Annotated in this window: 14 protein-coding genes; 9 read left to right on the top strand and 5 right to left on the bottom strand. The window is 36.1% G+C overall.

Translation table 11 applies throughout. The features are described from left to right. The first annotated feature begins 5 nt into the window (after positions 1–5). The 9 genes from IPI31_14940 (at position 6) to IPI31_14900 (ending at position 19105) form a co-directional block, all read left to right on the top strand. Positions 6–2174, top strand: coding sequence for a T9SS type A sorting domain-containing protein (locus IPI31_14940; GenBank protein ID MBK7569114.1), 2169 nt, complete (start codon positions 6–8; stop codon positions 2172–2174). A gap of 250 nt (positions 2175–2424) precedes the next feature. Beyond that, positions 2425–6252, top strand: coding sequence for an FG-GAP repeat protein (locus IPI31_14935; protein ID MBK7569113.1), 3828 nt, complete (start codon positions 2425–2427; stop codon positions 6250–6252). A gap of 48 nt (positions 6253–6300) precedes the next feature. Next, complete coding sequence (locus tag IPI31_14930) at positions 6301–8100, top strand: T9SS type A sorting domain-containing protein (protein ID MBK7569112.1); 1800 nt, start codon at positions 6301–6303, stop codon at positions 8098–8100. Between the two features lie 100 nt (positions 8101–8200). Beyond that, on the top strand, positions 8201–9829 hold the full coding sequence (locus IPI31_14925) for a T9SS type A sorting domain-containing protein (GenBank protein ID MBK7569111.1): 1629 nt from the start codon (positions 8201–8203) through the stop codon (positions 9827–9829). A 46-nt stretch (positions 9830–9875) separates the two neighbouring features. After that, the gene (locus tag IPI31_14920; protein MBK7569110.1) at positions 9876–12068 is read left to right on the top strand and encodes a T9SS type A sorting domain-containing protein; all 2193 of its coding nucleotides are present in this window, start codon (positions 9876–9878) and stop codon (positions 12066–12068) included. 18 nt (positions 12069–12086) lie between these two features. Continuing rightward, a complete protein-coding gene (locus IPI31_14915) occupies positions 12087–14297 on the top strand; it encodes a T9SS type A sorting domain-containing protein (GenBank protein ID MBK7569109.1) in 2211 nt (736 codons plus the stop codon). 12 nt (positions 14298–14309) lie between these two features. Beyond that, the gene (locus tag IPI31_14910; protein MBK7569108.1) at positions 14310–16166 is read left to right on the top strand and encodes a putative metal-binding motif-containing protein; all 1857 of its coding nucleotides are present in this window, start codon (positions 14310–14312) and stop codon (positions 16164–16166) included. Continuing rightward, complete coding sequence (locus IPI31_14905) at positions 16085–16468, top strand: T9SS type A sorting domain-containing protein (GenBank protein MBK7569107.1); 384 nt, start codon at positions 16085–16087, stop codon at positions 16466–16468. The genes IPI31_14910 and IPI31_14905 overlap by 82 nt, the downstream gene beginning before the upstream one ends. A 45-nt stretch (positions 16469–16513) precedes the next feature. Next, positions 16514–19105 (top strand): T9SS type A sorting domain-containing protein, encoded by a 2592-nt coding sequence (locus tag IPI31_14900; GenBank protein MBK7569106.1) that lies wholly within the window; start codon positions 16514–16516, stop codon positions 19103–19105. Positions 19106–19263: 158 nt separating this feature from the next. Here the strand turns inward: IPI31_14900 and IPI31_14895 are convergent, their stop codons facing one another. The 5 genes from IPI31_14895 to IPI31_14875 form a co-directional block, all read right to left on the bottom strand. Continuing rightward, on the bottom strand, positions 19264–19740 hold the full coding sequence (locus IPI31_14895) for a hypothetical protein (protein ID MBK7569105.1): 477 nt from the start codon (positions 19738–19740) through the stop codon (positions 19264–19266). A gap of 41 nt (positions 19741–19781) precedes the next feature. Continuing rightward, positions 19782–21461, bottom strand: a complete 1680-nt coding sequence (locus IPI31_14890) for an FAD-dependent oxidoreductase (GenBank protein MBK7569104.1) — start codon at positions 21459–21461, stop codon at positions 19782–19784. An 84-nt stretch (positions 21462–21545) separates the two neighbouring features. Next, complete coding sequence (locus IPI31_14885; GenBank protein MBK7569103.1) at positions 21546–22058, bottom strand: hypothetical protein; 513 nt, start codon at positions 22056–22058, stop codon at positions 21546–21548. Between the two features lie 59 nt (positions 22059–22117). Then, positions 22118–23017 carry a homogentisate phytyltransferase gene (locus IPI31_14880; GenBank protein ID MBK7569102.1) on the bottom strand — a complete coding sequence of 300 codons (900 nt, stop codon included), beginning with the start codon at positions 23015–23017 and terminating at the stop codon, positions 22118–22120. Further along, positions 23014–23853, bottom strand: a complete 840-nt coding sequence (locus tag IPI31_14875; GenBank protein MBK7569101.1) for a class I SAM-dependent methyltransferase — start codon at positions 23851–23853, stop codon at positions 23014–23016. The genes IPI31_14880 and IPI31_14875 overlap by 4 nt, the downstream gene beginning before the upstream one ends. Positions 23854–23855: the final 2 nt, after the last annotated feature.

Raw genomic sequence — 23855 nt, 5'->3', positions numbered from 1 at the left:
CAATTATGTTTAAACTTAGATTATTTCAACCAAATACTTTTGTATCACTTTTATTCATGTGCCTCTTAACTAATTCTACCAGGGCGCAAGCGCCTTCTATCGAATGGCAGAAATGTTATGGTGGAACTTTTGAAGATTATGCCAGAGACTGTCAAAACACTACTGATGGTGGATTTGTTTTTGTAGGAACTTCAACTTTTGCAAATGGAGATGTTACAGTCAATCATGGTTATGATGACTACTGGATAATTAAAACATCATCTACAGGAATTATTCAATGGCAAGTGTCTGTAGGGGGTTCTGAAATTGACTTTCCGCGATCGATTGAGCAAACTTCGGATGATGGATATATAATCTGTGGGTTTTCCAAATCAAATGATTATGATGTAAGTGGTCATCATGGAGGGTCTTTTTATAGTGATTTCTGGGTGGTTAAATTGAACAGCACAGGGACTTTGATTTGGCAAAAATCATTAGGTGGCACAGATCATGATTCAGGTTATTCGGTAAAGGAAACTTCAGATGGTGGATATATTGTGGCAGGAGAAGCGCGGTCCAATGATGGAGATGTATCTGGCCATCACGGATTTCTTGGCGATTACTGGATAGCAAAATTAGATGCGTCTGGAAATATTACCTGGCAAAAATGTTATGGTGGTACAGATGGTGATGTAGCGACTGATATATTAGAAACTTCTGACGGTGGTTTTATTATCGCGGGATATGCTTTTTCGAACGATTTTGATGTTGTAGGTAATCACGGCAATTCTGATTTTTGGATTATTAAGTTATCCAATGTAGGAAATGTGCAATGGAAAAAATGTTATGGAGGTATTTATTCCGAAGAAGCACAGCGGATAAAGCCTACACCGGATGGAGGATATATTATAATCGGAACTACACATTCGAACAACGGAGATGTATCCGGAAAGCATGACTCGTTTGATTATTGGGTTGTAAAAATTGATATCAATGGGACATTGCAATGGCAAAAATGTTTGGGGGGAGATAGTGAAGATTATGGTTACGGGATCGATGTGACTTCAGATGGAGGTTATATAGTTACAGGATATACTTTATCAAATAATGGTGATGTTAGTGGCAACCATGGGGATTGGGATTTTTGGGTGGTTAAATTAAATGAAAGTGGAAGTTTATTATGGCAAAAATGCCTTGGCGGGACAAGCTACGACAGAAGCTTTTCAATTAAACAAGCACCTGACGGCGGCTATATTATTGCTGGCTATTCTATTTCCGAAAATGGTGATATTACCTTCAACCATGGCGGATATGATTTTTGGGTTGTAAAATTAAGTGCAGATTGTGTTGCAGAAACTTGCAACGCCCTCGATGATAATTGCAATGGATTAATTGATGATGGTGTTGTTGAAACAATTAATATCTCTGCAGGAGGACCAATTATTTTCTGTCAAGGTAGTTCCGTTTTATTAACTGCAACATATTCCGGTGCAACTGTTCAATGGAAAAAGAACGGAGCAAATATTCCGGGTGCAACATCCTCAACATATTCAGTAACTAAAACCGGTGATTATACTTGTGTAACAACCAGTCCATGTGGTACTGCAACTTCATCATTAATTCATGTAACAGTAAATAAAAATCCGACAGCATCTATAACAGCAGGAGGTGCCACAACATTCTGCGCCGGTGGCAGCGTAACATTAACCGAAGCACCTGTTGGTGGAAGTACATACCAATGGTATAAAGGCGCATCAACAATTGCCGGAGCAACATCCACAAATTATATCGCAACAGCACCAGGAAATTATAAATGCCGCGTTACAAAAACAGCAAGTGGTTGTTTTAAAAATTCGAATACAATTACTGTAACTGTTCCATGTAAGGAAGGGGAGGAATTGATGAATGAAGAAAATAATAATTTCACCATCTTCCCAAATCCAAACAACGGAACGTTTAATTTAGTCTTTAATGTTCCAATCGGAGGTATTTCCCCCCTCAAGGGGGGACCAAGGGGGGTGATCACCCTCCAAATCTTCAACTCCCTCAGCCAACAAATCCATTCCCAACAAATAAATTCACCTGAAGGAAATATAAATGAAACAATTTCAATTGATAATTTATCCAGCGGAATTTATATCATAAGATTGAACAATGGAATTAATTATTCTGACCAGAAATTCATGATTGAATAACTAAACCATTTGATACAATATGCAATATGAATGAACGTTCATTCATATTGCATATTGTCATCCCTTCCTTCCTTCATTCTTTCACTCCTTCATTCCTCACTTCACTAACCCAAACTGCCATTTCACACTAAAAATTGGTCATTTCGCCCTTTATTATTTGAATTTTCACGCATTTAGCCTTAGTTTTCTATCAAATACACACATTGGGGGTATTCCTCAATGCTACACATTGTTCAAAACTAATCAACCAATGAAAAAATGTTTTGTAGTTTTTCTGATCACATACTCTTGTTATGTAAAAGCACAATCGCCAATTGAAAACTATTCTTTCGAATCGAATCTTAGTTTGGCTGAATTTGGAAATGTTGTTAAAGGGATTGGCGATGTAAATAACGATGGTTATGAAGATATAATGGTAGCTGCGTGGAAGTATGCTAACGGACAAACCAATGAAGGTGCCGTTTATATTTATCATGGAACCGCAGGTGGAATGAATACCACACCAGCCCTTATTATTGAAGGTAATCTTGGCAGTGCCTATTTTGGTTATTCAGCAGATCGCGCAGGTGATGTGAATAATGATGGATACGATGATATAATTGTAGGCGCTTATAAATTTTCAAATGGCCAGACAAACGAAGGGAAATTTTTTATTTACCATGGTTCAGCATCAGGCATAAATCCCATTGCAGCAACAACAATTGAAAGCAATCAATCTTCTGCTTATATGGGAAATTCTGTAGCTGGAATTGGTGATGTAAATAACGATGGATTTGATGATGTTGCAGTAGGTGCATATTATTATGAAAATGGTGAAACAGATGAAGGCAGGGTAAATATTTATAAGGGTTCAGCAACCGGAATTAATACAACACCCTTCGCAATACTGGAAGCAAATTTTGCCTCTATCCATTTTGGTTATGCTGTTTCTGCTGCAGGTGATGTGAATAACGACGGGTATGATGATTTTATGGTTTGCGGACGTGATTATAACGGTGTGTATGTGGATGAGGGATTTGTTTATATTTATCACGGAGCTGCATCAATTACGTCGCCTTCTTCCATTATTTATGGTGATGGACACTTTGACCATATAGGTGATGTAATGGCTGCTATCGGTGATGTGAATAATGATGGTTATGATGATATAGCATTGCAACATCATATAGTTTCAGTTAATTACACTGTTTCAATTCATCATGGCTCGGCAACTGGAATAAATATCGCTCCTTCTGTTGTTCTTGCAACAGATCAGGATCTGGCTGGATTTGGCAATGGACTTTCAGGCGCTGGCGATTTTAATAATGATGGTTATGATGACCTCATCATTGGAATGGATAGTTACGATTTTGCAAACGGTAATTCCGGTAGAGCAGGAATTTATATAGGATCATCAACCGGAATAAATTCCAATATTTATACCAGCTTCCAGGTAGGGCAGGGTTCAGGTGAATTTGGATCTTCGGTTGCATCAGTTGGCGATATAAATAATGATGGATTTGATGATGTTTTAGTAGGAGCACCCTATATGGATAACGTAGAAAATGTTGAGGGTATGGCGTTTTTGTATTTCGGAGAATCCTGTGTTGCACAAACATATTTTGCTGATTATGATAACGATGGATTCGGGAATGCTATGCTTTACACTACCGGTTGTTTTACTGTGCCCATTGGATACAGTGTAGATAATACAGATTGTGATGATGATGAAGCCGAAAAAAATCCCACATCAATTTGGTATTACGATTTTGATGGTGACGGCTATTATGCAGGAACAGGTTCACCAATTAATCAATGCGATACCCCTGCAACACCTAATTATTCTATTGGAATAATTGCCGGTGATTGTGATGATCTGAATAGTTTGGTGCATCCTGATTTTATTGAACAACCAGATGGAATAGATAATAATTGTGATGGAAATATTGATGAAGAAATTGAATGGATATATGGTGGAGTAATTCAGAGTGATCAAAGCAATTCGTTATTTGGAATGGCTGTCGGATCGGGAGATCTGAATGGTGATGGATATTCTGATTTAATTGCAGCGAAAAAAAAATATTCTAACGGTGAAACTAGTGAAGGAGCACTTTATGTTTATAACGGTTCTTCTTCAGGATTGATCATGATTCCTTCGGCAATTCTTGAAATTAATCAGGCTTCTGCAGAATTGGGTGGTGCCATAAACGCAAATGGTGATTTTAATGGCGACGGATATGATGATCTGGTAGCTTCAGCTTTAGAAGGGGACAACGGACAATCGAATGAAGGACTTGTTTATATTTTTAATGGTTCTGCAACAGGTGTTTCTTTAACTCCAAGTCTATTACTTGAAATGAACCAGGCATCTTCAAATTTTGGAGTAGGTATTTCCAATGCTGATATAAATAATGATGGTTATGACGACCTGATTGTTGGTGCAAACGAATTTGATGATGGTTCAACTAATGAAGGAGAAGTTTTTGTGTATTTAGGATCCGCTTCAGGATTAAATCCCATTGCATCAGCGGAACTCGAGTGTAATCAGGCCACTGCTTATTTTGGTTATGCTGTTTCCGGTATTGGGGATGTAAATGCTGATGGATATGATGACGTTGCAATCGGTGCTTATAATTATGATAATGGAAGTACAAATGAAGGACGTGTTTTTATTTATCATGGATCTCCTGTTGGATTAAATACAACTGCTGCTGTTACTATGGAAAGTAATCAGGCAAATTCATTATTTGGAATTTCTATTGCGGGAAATGGAGATATCAATAATGATGGATTTGACGATATTGTTATAGGTTGTCATTCTTATACTAATGGACAATTACATGAAGGGCGCGCATTTATTTATTATGGATCACCAACAGGTTTATCATCTACCGCTTCTCTTACCCTGGAAGGAAATCAACAACAGGTATTTTTTTCAGCTTCCTGTGCATTTCTTGGAGATGTAAATGGTGATAATTTTGATGATGTTGTGATCGCGGCTGATGCATACTCATTAAATATGTTGGATGAAGGAGCAGTATTTATATATCACGGTTCTGCCGCAGGATTAATTCCCTTTCCTAAAGAAATTTTTGGCGGCAAGCAGACCGAAAGTCAGTATGGTCACGCAGTTTGTGGCACCGGAGATATGAATGGTGATGGATTCTCCGATCTGGCTGTTGGTGCCTGGGATTATGATTTTGACCTTATTGACGAAGGTGGGGTATTTATTTATTATTCTAATCCATGTTCAGCCATACCTGAAACTTGTAATGCATTCGACGATAATTGCAATGGGTTAATTGACGATGAAATAACAGAAACAATTAATATTTCTGCAGGTGGTCCAATTATTTTCTGCCAGGGTGGTTCGGTATTATTAACAGCAACTTATTCCGGCGCGAGTGTGCAATGGAAAAAGAATGGAGCAAATATTCCAGGTGCAACTTCTTCAACTTATTCCGTAAATAAATCAGGTAATTATACAGCAGTTACTACATCACCATGCGGAACTGCAACATCATCCACAATTAATGTCACCGTAAATAAAAATCCCAATGCAAGTATTTCTGCGGGAGGGGCAACAACCTTTTGTGCAGGTGGTTCTGTTACGCTAACAGAAGTTCCTGTCGCAGGTTGTTCTTATCAATGGTATAAAGGAGCATCATCAATTGCCGGTGCAACTTCCACAAATTATATCGCAACCACAGCCGGTAATTATAAATGCCGTGTTACAAAAACTGCAAGCGGTTGCTTTAAAAATTCAAATACAATTATCGTTACTGTTCCTTGTAAAGAAGGGGAGGAATTAATCAAAGAAGAAAATAATAATTTCACCATCTTCCCAAATCCAAATTCAGGAACGTTTAATTTGGCCTTCACCTCTTCAACCGGAGGAACTTCCCCCCTCAAGGGGGGACAAAGGGGGGTGATCGAAATCTTCAACTCCCTCGGCCAACAAATCCATTCCCAACAAATAAATTCCACCGATGGAAATATTAATGAAACAATTTCCAAAAATAATTTAAACTCAGGAATTTATTTTGTCAGATTATGGAATGGAAATAATTATTCTGAACAAGAAATGATCATTAATTAATAGGAATTAAAACATCATTAATTTTATAACCGTAAATAATTTTAAAGTATGAAAAAGATCATTTTTATTTTAATTCTGTTTGCCGGATATGCTGAATCAAATTTGTTTGGTCAGGCACCGGATATTGAATGGCAAAACACCATTGGTGGTTCTGATGATGATGAAATATTTACGGCTGAACAAACTGATGACGGCGGTTATATTTTAGGAGGAACTTCTTTAAGTGGTATAAGTGCTGATAAAACTGAAGCTAGTTTAGGATGGGATTATTGGTTGGTAAAAATTGATGCGGCAGGCGAAATAGAATGGCAAAATACAATGGGCGGAACCGAATTTGATTATTTATATTCTGTGCATCAAACAGTTGATGGTGGATATATATTAGGTGGTCAAAGTTACAGTGGTATCGGAGGAGATAAATCGGAAAGCCACATGGGTGACGGGGATATATGGATCGTAAAGGTTAATTCCATTGGTGAAATAGAATGGGAAAATACGATTGGCGGTGCGCTTTATGAAAATATGTATTCGCTCCAGGTTACTAGTGATGGTGGTTACATTCTCGGTGCAATGTCGGCGAGCGGAATTTCCGGCGATAAAACGGAGGAATCAAATGGCGTTACTGATTATTGGGTGGTAAAATTGGATGTTGACGGAAATATTGAATGGCAAAATAGCATCGGCGGAGCAGGCACTGATCAGCTGTTTTATATAGAACAAACTTCCGACTATGGATACATTTTAACCGGTTCCTCTGCAAGTGGAGTAGGGGGTGATAAAACAGAGACCATTTTAGGCGGAAAGGATTATTGGGTGGTAAAATTAAATTCTAGTGGATCAATTGAATGGCAAAATACGATCGGCGGTGCGGCAGACGATAAATCCTATGCAATTCATCAAACTCCCGATGGGGGTTATATTGTAGGGGGCATTTCCATTAGTGATTTAAGTGGTGATAAAACGGAAAATGGAAATGGTGGTGAGGACTATTGGGTGCTAAAACTCAATGATATTGGAAACATCGAATGGCAAAATACAATTGGTGGAAATGGTGATGATGAATTATTTTCAGCAATACCTACAATAGATGGGGGTTATTTAATAAGCGGAACTTCTGACAGCGAAATGAGTGGTGATAAAGAGGAAGAAAATTTCGGAGAATACGATTATTGGGTTGTAAAATTATTTCCCGATGGAAGTATTCACTGGCAAAATACAATAGGAGGAACAGGTGATGATATACTTTATTTTTCAGCTTTGCAATCTGACGATGAGGGTTACTTACTAGGAGGTTACTCAACAAGTGATAGCGGAATAGATAAAACTGAAGATGCTTTAGGGAGCTATGATTATTGGATATTGAAACTTTATGGTGATGAATGTGTACCAGTAACGTATTACGCTGATACAGATGGAGACGATTTTGGTGATTTAAATAATTCGATAGATACCTGTTTTTTAATTGCCGGGTACGTTTCCAATGCATTGGATTGTGATGATTCTGATGCTTCAATTTATCCCGGTGCAACCGAATTACCGGATGGTATCGATAATAATTGTAACGATACCATTGACGAAGGGCTTGTTGAAATTCTTAATGTTTTGGAAGGAAATCATTTTAATATTTATCCTAATCCTGCAATAAATAATTTCATAATTGAGCTAACAACCACTTTAACGGAAAATTTAAATGTTGAAATTTATAACTATGCAGGTCAGGTAATTTATATAAAAGAGATCCAACACTCTATCACTAATATCGAAATGGATGATATTGCCAGTGGTATTTACTTTATTCGGGTTGGAAACCATAATTCCTATTCAGAAAAAAAATTAATTATCGAATAATGATAAATTTCTTTATACACTAAAACTTGTAAGAACACATCAAATTTGTAGAAAAGTGAAATAACATATTGTAATTAATTATATTTGTAAAAAAAACACAATGAAATTTACTCCTCAAATAAATTGGATGTTTTTAATGACCTGCATTTTCTATACTGCCAATGGAGCTACATTGGGTGCAGAGACTTCATCGCCATTAAATAATTATGACCCAATTTTACCTGTCTATTATGCCGATTTTGACGGAGATGGATATGGTGATCCCTTTAATTTTCTGGTAGCTCCCGAAGCACCTGATGGATTTGTTAATAATAATGACGACTGCAACGACGAAGCCTTTTTTATTAATCCAGGTATTTCGGAAATTTGTAATAATTATGATGATAATTGTAATACAGACATAGATGAAGGTTTAACTTTCACTATTTATTATGCAGATGAAGACGGGGATACTTATGGTAGTCCGGAAGTATTTATCAATTCCTGCCAGCCCACACCACCTCCCGGTTATTCCAACGATTTTACCGATTGCAACGATTTTTATTTTTTTGCCAACCCGGGCGCTTCAGAAACCTGTAATGGCGTTGATGATAATTGTGATGGCAATATTGATGAAGGAGTAATTGTATTATTTTATGTGGATTCCGATGGGGATGGATATGGAAATCCGGATATTACCCTGCTTGCATGTACTCCACCTCCAAATTACATTTTGGATAACACAGATTGTAACGATTCCGAATTTTTTATAAACCCCGGCGCTGCGGAAATATGCAATGGTATTGACGATAATTGTAATGCGATGTCAGATGAAGGGTTAGCATTTTATAATTATTTTGCCGATTTCGACGCAGATAATTTCGGCAATCCCGGATTTATTATTATTACCTGTTCCGAAATTATTCCCGATGGATATACGCTCGACAATACAGATTGTAACGATTCTGATATGAATATTTATCCAGGTGCTGTTGAAATATGCAATTTTACAGATGACAATTGTGACTTTCTTATTGATGAAGGATTGCCAGTATTCACTTATTATGCGGATCTCGACGGAGATGAATATGGTAATATTGCGGATATAATTGTTACTTGTGTGGATGGTGCTATTCCGGGTTATGTTTCTGATAGTACAGACTGTATTGATACAGATATAAATATTAATCCTTCTGCAATCGAAATATGCAATTTAATCGACGACGATTGCGATGGAGCAACAGATGAAGATCTGTTAATGCATACTTACTTTGCCGATGCAGATAACGATGATTATGGAGATCCTGATGCTGATGATATTTTTTGTAATGTAATTCCACCTGAAGGTTATGTATATGACAATACAGATTGTGATGATACAAATCCAAATATTTATCCCGGCTCGACCGAAATTGCAAACGGACTTGATGATGATTGCGATCAATTAATAGATGAAGGAATAGTAGCAATTTCAGATGAAGACCTTTCCGATAATTTTATTATTTCTCCAAACCCCAATTCCGGATCCTTTATTATTAATTATAATTTCCCTGCTAATATTTCAGGAAATAATTATTCCATAACAATTATAAATACTTCAGGTGAAATGGTATATTCCAAAAACCTCCTGAATACAAACACAAAGTCCTTTGAGTTGATCAACCTCGACAATTTAAGTGCAGGAATATATTTTCTAGAATTGAATGATGGAAATAAAATTTGCATTAAAAAGATCGTGATAACAGATTAAATAATAATATTAATTCAATTATTTTCATATAAAAACTAATTTATTTATGACAAAAATATTTCTCCTCAGTCCGATATTTATTTTATTCTCCGTTTTTAATATTTCAGCACAAGCTCCTCCTATCGAATGGCAAAAAACCATAGGTGGCGATCTTGCCGATTTTCTTCAGGTTGTAAACACAACTTCTGACGGAGGATATTTATTTGCCGGTTATTCTTATAGTAATATCTCCGGAAATAAAACGGAAGGCCCAATGGGTAATGCCGATTATTGGATAGTAAGAACCAACAGCAGCGGAACTATCCTTTGGCAAAATGTAATTGGCGGTTCTAATTACGATTTTCTTACATGTTCTCAGCAAACTGCAGATGGCGGATTTATTTTAGGAGGATATTCCAGTTCAGGAATTTCAGGTGATAAAACAGAATCCAATATGGGTGAATACGATTATTGGATAATAAAAACTGATGCTTCCGGTAATATCAGTTGGCAAAATTCTATTAAAACAAATAAAAATGATATGTTGACCTCCATCGCACAAACTGCTGACGGCGGTTATATTGCAGGTGGAAGTTCAGCCGGTGGAATTTCCGGCGATAAAACAGAAAGTAATAAAGGCCTCGACGATCTTTGGATATTAAAATTAAATTCCATCGGAAATATCGAATGGCAAAATACAATAGGTGGCAGCTCTATCGATTTACTTGTTTCCATAAGTCAAACAGCAGATGGCGGATACATAGTAGGCAGCTCCAGTTTCTCCGGAATTTCCGTCGACAAAACAGAAGCAAATATCGGTGCCTATGATTATTGGATTTTAAAATTAAATGCGTTGGGAAATATTGTCTGGCAAAATACCATTGGTGGCGACAATGTTGATGCATTAAATATTGTTAAACAAACATCTGAAGGTAATTATATTGTAGGAGGATATTCTACCTCTTCTTTATCCGGAGATAAATCAGAAGCGCAAATAGGTGATTCGGATTATTGGATATTAAAACTCGACAATTTAGGAAATATCCTCTGGCAAAATACAATTGGCGGAATAAATAAAGAAGTTTTAACAGCGATCGAAGAAACTTCGGAACAGGAATATTTAATAAACGGTTATTCAAATTCTGGTATTAGTGGAGATAAAACTGAATTATCTCAAGGTGGTGAATTTTATGGTGATTATTGGGTATTAAAATTAAATAATTTCGGAAGTATTATATGGCAAAATACTATCGGTGGAAATGCTGAAGACATTGCTTCAGGAATGGATATCACTTCAGATGGAGGATTTATTCTTGCAGGTTCTTCAGGATCCGGTATTTCAGGAGATAAATCGGAAGGACTTTTTGGCGTAAATGATTTTTGGACTGTTAAATTCGGTGGATGTGTGCCGGTTACGGAAACCTGTAACGCACTGGATGATAATTGCAACGGAATTATTGATGATGGTGTAATAGAAACAATTAATATTTCTGCTTTGGGTGCTACAACTTTTTGTCAGGGAAATACTGTTTTGTTAAACGCGATCTATTCCGGCCCACTTGTGCAATGGAAAAGAAATGGAGTTAATATTGCCGGAGCAATTAATCCAACCTATTTAGTAAATAAAACAGGAAGTTATACCGCAGTTACAACGTCTGCTTGTAATTCTGCAACTTCATCACCTATAATTGTCACCGTAAATAAAAATCCCAATGCAAGTATTTCCGCAGGTGGAGCAACTACTTTTTGTGCTGGTGGATCAGTTCTATTATCTGAGGTTCCTGTAGCAGGATGCAGTTATCAATGGTATAAAGGTGCAAGTGCAATTGCAGGTGCAACAACAACAAATTACACCGCAACAACAGCCGGAAATTATAAATGCCGTGTAACAAAAATTGCCTCAGGTTGTTTCAAAAATTCCAATGCAATTTCAGTTACCGTTCCATGCAAAGAAGGGGAGGAGTTAATAAATGAAGAAAATAATAATTTCACCATCTACCCAAATCCCAACACTGGAACATTTAATTTGATCTTCACCTCTTCAACCGGAGGAACTTCCCCCCTCAAGGGGGGACCAAGGGGGGTGACCACGCTCCAAATCTTCAACTCCCTCGGCCAACAAATCCATTCCCAACAAATAAATTCTACCGATGGAAATATAAATGAAACTATTTCTATAAATAATTTATCGAGTGGAATTTATTTTGTGAGGTTAGGAAATGAAAATCATTATTCAGAACAAAAATTAATTATCGAATAATTATTATAAAGATTTACGATGAAAAAAATAATACTCAAATTAATTGTTTTATTAAACTCATTATTCATTGCACAATACTCATTTTGTCAAGCTCCGGATATTGAATGGCAAAATACAATTGGAGGAAGCGCAGGAGACGGTGGATATGGTATTGATCAGACAACAGATGGTGGATATATTGTTGGTGGATATTCTTCCTCCGGTATAAGTGGAGATAAATCTGAAACTGCTATGGGTACGGATTTTTGGATTCTTCAATTAAATTCAAATGGAAATATTGTTTGGCAAAATACAATAGGTGGATCAGGTGAAGATATTCTTACCTCAATTGAGCAAACTACAGATGAAGGGTTTATTATTGGTGGTTATTCTGATTCCGGAGTATCGGGTGACAAAACGGAAGCGTCAAATGGGGGTAATGATTATTTCATAATTAAATTAAATAAAAACGGATCAATCAACTGGCAGAACACAATTGGTGGATCTGCAGACGATAAATTATCTGCTATACATCAAACTACAGATGGGGGTTATATTGTCAGTGGTTGGTCGAGATCAGGGATCACTGGTGATAAAACCGAACCCAATATGGGGGTTACTTTAACTTATGCAGATATGTGGATATTAAAACTGGATTCTGATGGTAATATAATTTGGCAGAATACGATAGGTGGTAGTTCAAGTGATTTCGCACATAATATTGCAGAAACAACAGATGGCGGTTTTATAATTGCAGATGCATCTTATTCCGGTATCACTGGTGATAAGTCTGAACCATTGATTGGTCAGCAGGATTTTTGGGTGATCAAATTAAATGCGACAGGTAGCATAGAATGGCAAAATACAATTGGCGGAACCGATCAGGATTATCTGTATAGCGTTGCTCAAACTTCAGACGGGGGCTATATTTTAGGTGGTTGGTCGCGGTCAGGAATTTCCGGAGATAAGACAGAGCCAAATATAGCTGGTATTGTAACTTATGACTATTGGATAGTTAAATTAAATAGTGTTGGTGCAATTATATGGCAAAATACAATTGGTGGAGGTTCAGAAGATTGGTTGAGTATGGTAATTCAAACAAATGATGATGGATATTTGGTTGGCGGTTATTCAACTTCAAGCTGGTTAGGCGATAAAGAAGAAACTTGTTATGGAAATTTTGATATTTGGATTTTAAAATTGAATCCGGACGGAACCATTGCATGGCAAAATACAATAGGAGGCTCCAGCGATGACAAAGTTTATTCCATTGAACAAACCAATGATAATGGTTATGTTTTATGTGGCCATTCATATTCAAATATTGGTGTTGATAAAACTGAGAATAGTTTGGGTTTATATGATTATTGGATAATCAAATTATATCCTGAATGTTCACCAACAGCAGAAACCTGCAACACACTCGATGATAATTGTAACGGTGTAGTTGACGAAGATGTAATCGAAACAATTAGTATCTCCCCAGGTGGTGCAACAACATTCTGCCAGGGAAATACCGTTTTATTATCCGCAACTTATTCCGGCACATCTGTGCAATGGAAAAAGAACGGAGTAAATATTCCAGGTGCAACATCTTCAACTTATTCCGTAAATAAATCGGGAAATTATGCTGCAGTTACAACATCACTATGTGGAACTGCAACATCATCCACTATAATTGTTACAGTTAGCAAAAACCCCAACGCAAGTATTTCAGCCGATGGTGCGACAACTTTTTGCGCTGGTGGTAATGTAACATTAACTGAAATTCCTATTGCAGGTTGTTCCTATCAATGGTATAAAGGAGCAAGCGCAATTGCGGGAGCAACATCCACAAATTATATAGCTACAACAGCCGGAAATTATAAATGTCGTGTTACAAAAACAGCGAGTGGATGTTTTAAAAATTCAAATATAATTTCTGTTTCTGTGCCTTGTAAAGAAGGGGAAGAATTAATAAATAATAATTCTATTTCCATCTTCCCCAATCCCAATAATGGGACTTTTACAATAAACTTTAGCTCCAAAGAAGGGGAATCTACCTTTGATGTTGCATCAGGCTCCATAAATATCTTTAATTCTTTAGGCCAACAAATTTATTCGCAACAATTCGATTCTCCAGACGGGATTGCTCCTGAAGTAATTAAATTAAGTAATATATCACCCGGAATTTACATAGTAAGGTTTTTTAGTTTATCTTTAGAGGATAATAATTTAACTTTTTACGAGCAAAAATTAATTGTTGAATAAATAAAAACCATAATGAAAATATTTGCATTTCTTGCAGCGGTCTGTTTTGTGAGTATTGCCTTTTCACAGGCCCCTGCAATTCAATGGCAAAATACTATTGGAGGAGATAGTAGTGACTGGGGACACACAGTTATTAAAGCATTAGATGGTGGATTTTATTTAGGAGGCGGTTCAAAATCTGATATTTCAGGAGATAAAAGTGAAAATATAATTGGCGATGGATATGACTTTTACGATTGGGATTGTGAATGTTATATACATTTTAACGCCGAAGATTATTGGTTAGTAAAAACGGATGTTTTTGGAAATGTGGAATGGGATTTAACTATAGGTGGTGATGGTTTGGATGCTTTTACAAGTTTGCAACAAACTCCTGATGGCGGGCTCATTTTAGGTGGAATTTCAAATTCAGATATTTCTGGAAATAAAAGTGAAAATTCATGGGGCGATAGTTATGATTATTGGGTTGTAAAACTAGATTCTAATCACAATATTATCTGGCAAAATACCATTGGTGGAATTGAAGATGATTATTTAAGTGTAGTTCAATTTACTGCTGACGGTGGGTATATATTAGGAGGTCAATCTGATTCTGATTCAACAGGAGACAAAACAGAAAATAGACTTGGCGCATGTTGCCATTCTGATATGTGGATAGTTAAATTAAAGCCAGACGGGGAAATTGAATGGCAAAACACAATCGGAGGTGACAACTTTGAAGCACTGGGTAGTATTTCACAAACCTCGGATGGTGGCTATATTATAAGTGGGTCATCTCAATCTGATATTAGTTTTGATAAAACCGAAAATTCTAATGGTGGTACTGATTATTGGATTGTTAAACTGGATTCATTGGGTGAAGTTGAATGGGACAAAACTATTGGTGGTGAGAATTCTGAAATTGGAGGACAATCAATTCAAACTTTTGATGGAGGATATTTTATTTTTGGATCATCAAACTCAGAGGTGTCAGGTGATAAAAATGAAACTTATACCGGCGAAATTATTAATTATGATTTTTGGGTAATTAAATTAAATTCAGATTTAATAATTGAATGGCAAAACACCATTGGCGGAATCTCTCGTGATATCTTATATACTGGAATTCAAACTATAGACGGTGGTTATCTTATTGCAGGAAATACATCTTCTCCCATTTCTGGTGATAAAACAGAATCTAATATTGGAGAAGATGACATCTGGATAATTAATCTCGATTCGGTCGGAAATATTTTATGGCAGAATATTATCGGGGGTGTTGAGGACGATTTTGTAGGTGAAATCATACAAATTGAAGATAATGGATATATTTTAAATTGCACCTCTAATTCCCCTATTTCCGGTGACAAAGCAGAAAGTAATAGTGACTACGATTATTGGGTAATTAAATTATCTCCTCCATGCGATACTTTATTTACAGAGGAATGTAATGGATACGATGATAATTGTAATGGTATTATCGACGAAGGATTTTCATTATATACTTTATATATGGATAATGATGATGATAATTTCGGTAATCCCGGTATTGAAATAATTTCGTGTTTAGAATCAATAACTGGTTATGTTACTGACAACTCAGATTGTAATGATAGTGATTCTCTAATTTTTCCCGGAAGCCCTGAAATATGTAACAACATAGATGATAATTGTAATTTATTTATAGATGAAGGATTACCGGAAAATACTTTTTTCCAGGATGCTGATGGCGACCTTTATGGCAATATCTTAATTGACACAATTTCATGTAGTGATTTAATACCCGGTTTCGTCTCCGACAACACCGATTGCGACGACACAAATCCCCTAATTTATCCCGGAGCTCTGAACTGTTTAATGGCATCGACGATAATTGTAACGATACCATAGATGAAAATTTTGTTGAAATATTTACATTAAATAATGAGCCTTACCTAAATATTTCACCAAATCCAAACACCGGAACATTTAATTTGCACTACAACGCTCAAATCGGAGGAACTTCCCCCCTCAAGGGGGGACCAAGGGGGGTGACCCTCCAAATCTTCAACTCCCTCGGCCAGCAAATCTATTCCCAAGAATTAATTTCATCCAACGGAAATATCAACGAAACAATCTCCCTACAAAATTTAAGCAGCGGAATTTATTTCGTAAAAATTAATAATGTTCAGCAAAAATTAATTATCGAATAAATAAAAGCAATTAAATTTTAATTATAAGCCCATTTAATTTACCATATGAAATTCCACTTAATTATAATTTTTTTATTAACCGCTAATCTTGTATTTACTCAAGCTCCCGACATCCAATGGCAAAAAAATTATGGCGGTTCCTATGATGATATTGGGCATGCTATAAGTAATACCTCTGCGGGTGGATTTATTATCACTGGTGATTCAAAATCCAGCAATGGTGATATTACCGGTCACCACGGTGCAATAACAACCTCTGATTATTGGATAGTAAATACGAATGAAGATGGCGATATCAACTGGCAAAAGAGTTATGGTGGAACTTTAAATGATGTGGGCACACAAATACTTCAGACTGCAGATGGTGGATTTATTACCTGTGGTTATGCGGAATCAACCAATGGAAATGTAACCGAAAATATCGGATGGTTCGATTACTGGATCATAAAAATGAATAGCGCCGGAATTATTGAATGGAAAAATAATCTTGGTGGTACAGATGGTGATTTTGCTTTTGATATTGACCAAACTTCTGATTTGGGTTATATCATTTCCGGTTATACTTATTCATCAGATGGCGATGTTACGGATTATGATTTTGCAGGTGATTATTGGGTTGTTAAACTGGATTTTGCAGGTAATTTAATATGGGAGAAAACTTACGGCGGAAGTAGTTATGACTATGGCATGTCGATAATAGAATCTATGGAAGGTGGTTATTTAATGACGGGATATTCTATTTCCACAGATGGAGATATTTCTGATAATCACGGTAATTATGATACCTGGATAATTAAAATTGATGAGCTCGGGGAATTGGAATGGGAACGATCATACGGAGGTTCTAACTATGAATTTAATGCATCCGTAATTCAAAATGGTGATGGTGATTATCTTGTTTGCAGTTCTTCAATTTCTAACGATGGTGATGTTTCCGGAAATCATGCGCCCGATACTTTTCACGATTATTGGGTATTTAAAATAAATCAGTCGGGAGAAATTATTTGGCAAAAATGTTATGGTGGATCTTATGGCGATTATTGTCAGAATGCTGTGGAAACTCCTGATAAAGGATATTTATTAATTGGTTATTCTGCATCGAGCAATGGTGATGTAACAGGCCACCACGGTGTAACTTATGGAAATGATTATTGGGTGATAAAGATTAATGCATTGGGAGATATTGAATGGCAAAAATCGATTGGCGGAAGTTTAAATGATAGCGGGCTAGATATTGCATTAACTGATGATGGCGGTATTATCACTTTTGGAAGCTCGGAATCTACTGATGGCGATATTACCGACCCAAACGGAAATTATGATTATTGGCTCGTAAAACTACAATGCGAAGGTAATTTATATTATGCCGATATGGATGAAGATGGTTTTGGAGATATTGATAATTCCACAGAAGCATGTTTTACGCCATCAGGTTATATCAGCGACTCATCCGATTGTAATGATAGCGATCCCTTCATCAATCCTGCTCAACTTGAAATTTGTAATATCATTGATGATAATTGTAATGGTTTAATTGATGATGGAATTATTTATGTAATGAACTTTGAAGATGCGGACATGGATGGATTCGGTGATCCACTAACTGTAATTTTATCATGCACTCCTATACCGGGAATGGTAACCAACTTTTTGGATTGTAACGACGCTGATGCAACTATTAATCCCGAAGCATTAGAGTTGTGTAATGAGCTGGATGATAATTGTAATTTATTGATCGACGATGGAGTTTTATTAATTACCTTTTATGCTGATATGGACGAGGACGGTTTTGGCGATATATTAAATGATTCCCTTTCCTGTTTTATACCCGATGGATATTTATTAAATAATACTGATTGTAATGATACTGATGAGAATATTAATCCGGATGCAATGGAAGTTTGTAATTTGATTGATGATGATTGCAATTCATTTATTGATGACGGACTTTTATATGCCTTATTTTTTGAGGATACGGATGGAGATAATTTTGGCAATGATCTGGTAGATTCCCTAGCTTGTACCATACCTGTTGGATTTGTGCTCGATAATACTGATTGTGACGATACCCAATTTTTAATAAATCCCGATGCTATAGAAATATGTAATGCTTTGGATGATAATTGTAATATTGAAATTGATGAAGCGCTAACTTTCAATACCTATTACATAGATGCAGATGACGATAGTTATGGTAATCCATTGATAGATTCTATCTGGTGTTCCATAATAATTGGTTATGTAACCGACAATACAGATTGTAATGATAAAGATTCATTCATCAATCCGGGAATGGAAGAGATATTAAATGGAACAGATGATAATTGCAATCAATTAATTGATGAAGGTTTGGTATCCATTGAAGAGTCAACCGATCAAACAAATTTCACCATCTTCCCAAATCCAAACACCGGGACATTTTATATCTCTGCGCTCTCTGCTCCTCTGCGACCTCTGCGTGAAACTAACCAGCCCTGCGTTCTCCAAATCTTCAACTCCCTCGGCCAAATTATCTACTCTCAACAAATAAACACCGCTAACGGAAATATCAACGAATCAATTTCCCTCCACAATTTAAGCAGCGGAATTTATTTCGTTAGAATTAATAATGTTCAGCAAAAATTAATTATCGAGTAGATCTTAGATTCATATTTTCTGCTCGAATTCGGGCTCTGATTCTGATATGTAACCGATTGGTTACGGAATGATTTTCACATCTGTCAATCCTTATGCTACGCGGGTTGTAGCCGACACTTTATTATTTTAAAGAATAAAAGGTTAGATTTTATTGAATGTTATTTCATCATATCAATAGGCACATCCGCATCTTTTTCAATATCCAAAATTCCTAATTCATGCCTTAGCTCCACTACTTGTTTTGCAGCCTTTAATCCGCTAACAAGTGCTGCTATTATAATTATTTTAAATAGCCAACCCGACATTAAAGTTGTGGGATCGAAAACACCTGTAAGCACTATTGTTGAGATATATAAAATCAGTCCCACTAATACTGCAGTGTAAGGTTTTTTATTTACGAAAAATGCTAATCCAATATAAACTAATCCGATAGTACAATCAATTACGGTTGATAGCACGTTGAGTCGATCGTAGCGAAAGAAAAAATAAAATATAGCCAACGCAATGGTAAATCCACCAACAATAAAAAGCCACATTTTGGCATTTTTAACCTTACTTTCTACTTTAAAAAGTAATATTTCACGAGGGTCAATTTCTTTTCGGGAGTCAATATATCTTTGTCCGTAGTCATCCATGGAATTATTGCTGGGATTTTAAAATGTTTTATTGTTATTGATCAATGTTGTATTGAAACCTGTTTCGAGTATTTTACTCCATCCACGTCTGCTTCCAAAATATAATTTCCAACCGCTAAGTCTGCAACAGAAAACGACCAAGTATTTTTTCCGGAAGGAATTCTATCAAAAAATAATTGTTTCACTTTACTTCCGGTTAACGAATAAATAGAAAAGCGGGCAGTGGAAATTTTAGTAATATTTAATTCAAAAAAAACAACTGCATTTTCAGCATATAAATTTACCTCATTTGTTATAATAATATTTTCATTACCTAAAAAAGGGCATTCCAATATCTCCGCTGCAGCCCTCGCACCACTTTCCAATGCTCCATGAACAGTGGCCGGATGATAATTATTGGTTGCCTCTCCCGCAAAAAACAGGACACAATCTACCGGTGAAGCAAGATCCAAACGAGAACTTTGAGTTTCTGAAATATAGGTCCCGGGTGATGGAAATGAATAAGCTCCTTTAATAAAAGGTTCTAAGCTCCAATCCTGAATACTGCTTTCCAAATAATATAAACTAGCGGCACCTCCAAATAAAAGATCCAATTCCGCTAGTGCAACATCAACAGCACCGGCATCTATACTACTCATATATTCTGCGTTTTCACCCATAATAAAACATATGAGAATATTATTTGTGGCATCTGTTTTTCCCAACCCCGGACTCCATATAAAAGTGGAAAATCCATCTATGGTCATATCCTGAATTTCATCCGTCCAAAATGTTTGCGAAAACTTTAAAATTAATTTCATTCCGGCACCCATGCCAATGGTTTCAATGGCATAAATTTTTTCTGCAGGTAATGAAGGTTCAAAGGATATAATGTTTTCTTTTAATATCGGTAATGGAACAGTAACCAGAACTTTATCGCCAAATAAAACACCCCCATCTGCACAATTTACAATAACTCCTGTTGCGCCGTAGGTAATTTTAGTAACAATTCTGTTATACTGGATATTTTCCAATACCGAATTAAAAAATAATGATTCAAGTATGGATAAATAAGAATCATCCAATAAAAAATCCTTATCGCCCGTAAGCCATAGATTTTCACTTATTGCAATACTTTTCATTCCGATGCGTTTGATGGAAGTCCCAAATTCCGATCCGATCCAAGCTTCATAAATATGCCAATATGGATGCGATTCGTCAATGCCATATTCTGTGAATAAATGATCACTCATGAAAATATCATCGCCTGTATAACTGTACATATTTAAATAGAACTGCCATGCATTTTCGAGTTCTGCATCCCAATAGGGCGGCGAGGTTTCGTATTCTGATCCTATCTGATATAATTCTTTATTTCCACCATACTCCAACAATAAACCTGGGTCATATGCATTAATACTGCTCCACAAAAAGGAGGGAGGATCTCCTGCATCATTTCCTTTTCCATGAACAAATTCGGCACCAGCTTCCACATTAAAATCACCAAACCCTGTTAAAGGTCTAATTCTACCTCCATGAACAGCAGAGGCTTCCAAAATAATAACAGTCATACCCGCATCCTTAAGTGTTTTCGCCGCATATAAACCAGCTGCTCCTGAACCCACAATAATTACAGTTCCACTCGTGATTTTTGGTATTGGTTTAGCCGATAAAAATGATGGGATCATCAACGCACCAGGAATTAAAGTGCCAATTGTTTTTACAAATTTTCTACGTCGCATTACAATTTTTATTTCTTTTTTTTTTCATTCCTTCATTCTTTCATCCCTTCATTCCTTCATTCCTTCATTCCTTCATTCATTTTTTCATTCCTCTTCGACAGTCTCCGGTATTATAAGTTCGAAATTATTTTCTGTAGCAAATTGTTGCTGCGCTTTTGCAAAATTTTCATCAAACTTCATTTCTTTCGCTGCAATAACATCAAAAATTGGATTCATTTTATCCAATTTATTTTCGAATGGAACATTAACATCAAAATAAATAGTTACTACTTCCTTAAATTCTACGGTAAAAACATCAACATAATATTGGAACAGCTCCAGACTAGCGTTCTTAAAATAACTGGTATTATTGAAATCAGGCAGGTTCTTAATATTATCGCGACTTACCTGCGTTGTGGCAAGTCCTAAATTATAATAAGCCCAAACTGTTGCAGAGTCAAGGTTTAAATTACCCATTAAAGTGTTTATTGCAGTGCCAACATTATCTTGTTGAACAACAATATAATCATTGTATTCAACAGCAGTGGCAAAGGAACTTTGTGCGGTTGCATGAACCGAAATTAGTGTAACCAGAAAAAGGAATAGGATATTGCGCATCTTTTTTTTCTCAAAGATATGCATTCTCTCCAAATCTTGCAATTCAACGCCAGGTGGGCTTAGGCGCTTATTGAAGCAAGGGCGAACACAATGTATTCGGCAAAAAATAGCACCCAAATAAATTGGTAATATTTCGAAATGGCAGTCTTATTATTGACGTCAGTTTTCACCGCTTTGTATATTAATGCAAGTAACATAACAATATGCATCACTATAAAAAGAGTGGTATTTAGTTCTAACTTGAAAAATAAGGAAGCTGAGATGAGGAACACAAATACCAAAGCCAGTAATGTATTACCAAATATAAATACTGTTTTTGAGCCAATGCGCAGCGATAATGTTTTAATATCAAATTTTTGATCACCGGCCATATCAGGAATATCTTTAAACCAGGCAATTACAATACTATAAATAAAAATTGCGATCGTGAGAATTCGTATACTATCAGGTAAATGGTAGTAACCTAATACCATGGTGTGGAGGTGTAAAAATAAAAATATATTAACAAGTATTCCTCGTACTGCTATGATACAAAAGGCTGCCCAGAAATAATATCTCTTTAACCGGAAAGGAGGCAACGAATAAATGGTGCCGAGTATTAGACTGGATAACACCGTAATTAATAAAAACTTTCCAAAATAAAATGCAATGCTTATTGAAATTAAAAGTGCAATAGTATTAATAATGTAGGCTTTCTTTACAGTATATGCACCGGAGGCTAATGGCAAGTAGGGTTTGTTTATTTTATCAATTTCAATATCGGTGATCTGATTTAAGCCAACAATATATATATTTGCGCCTAAACAACTTATAAGTGTTAAAATAAATCCAAGCAAATGATATTCCACCGGTTCAGGTGAAAGTGCAATGGTAATTATATATAAAGTAGATGCACTTATTGTTGTACCAATTATAGTATGTAGCCTGGAATAAAGTATAAAATTTTTAATGAAATTCATATTTTCTCACCTTGTATCACAATAAATTTTATGGTGCCTTCCCGAAATCCTTTTTTCATGTATTGCATTGCCCAGGCTCCTTTAATGGTAGTAGTTCCTGCGCGCAATAATCCGAAAATACTTTTCCATTTTATGGCGCTGCGAATTACAGCATTCCAAAAAGGAGCAACTGCTGCGCTCCAATCGGCGGAATGTACGTTAATAAATCCCGCTTCTTTCATAAGTATGGTATATTCATGCAAAGAGATCATCGGTGGTAAATGATATAATTTTTCTATTTTTTGAATGAGATCTTGTTGTTTATCTGTTAAATTTCCATAGGAAGAACTTATGCACCATGTTACAATTACACATTTTCCCTTCGTTTCAAGCAGCGAATTAAATAAATGTAATAATGCTTTTTTATCGGGAATATGTTCCGCACTTTCCAACGACCATATCAGATCAAATGGGCCGTCCTTTTTATCAAGTGTGAGCATATCTTTAACCATGATGCTCACTTTATTTTCCAACCCCTGCGCCTTGTTATATTTTTCTGCAGCTGCAGCCTGAACATTGCTCAATGTTAATCCTAAAACACTCGCATCAAATTTTTTGGAGAGATATCTCGAACTTCCTCCCACACCACAACCGGCATCTAAAATATGATGTGCAGATTTAATATTTGCCCAATTTATTACTTCATTTATCAGGTCGATCTGAGCTTGTTTGTTTTCCTTTTTGATATTGCCATCAATACCATAAAAACCATGGTGCATATGTTCTCCCCAGGTATCCAGCCATAGGGGAGTGGAGCTATTATAAAATTGACGGATCCTTTCGTTTAATGTGATCATTT

The organism is Bacteroidota bacterium, assembly GCA_016706865.1.
GTDB lineage: Bacteria > Bacteroidota > Bacteroidia > Chitinophagales > BACL12 > UBA7236.
The sequence above is the reverse complement of the archived record's forward strand: the minus strand, read 5'-3'. Positions and strand labels throughout refer to the sequence as shown.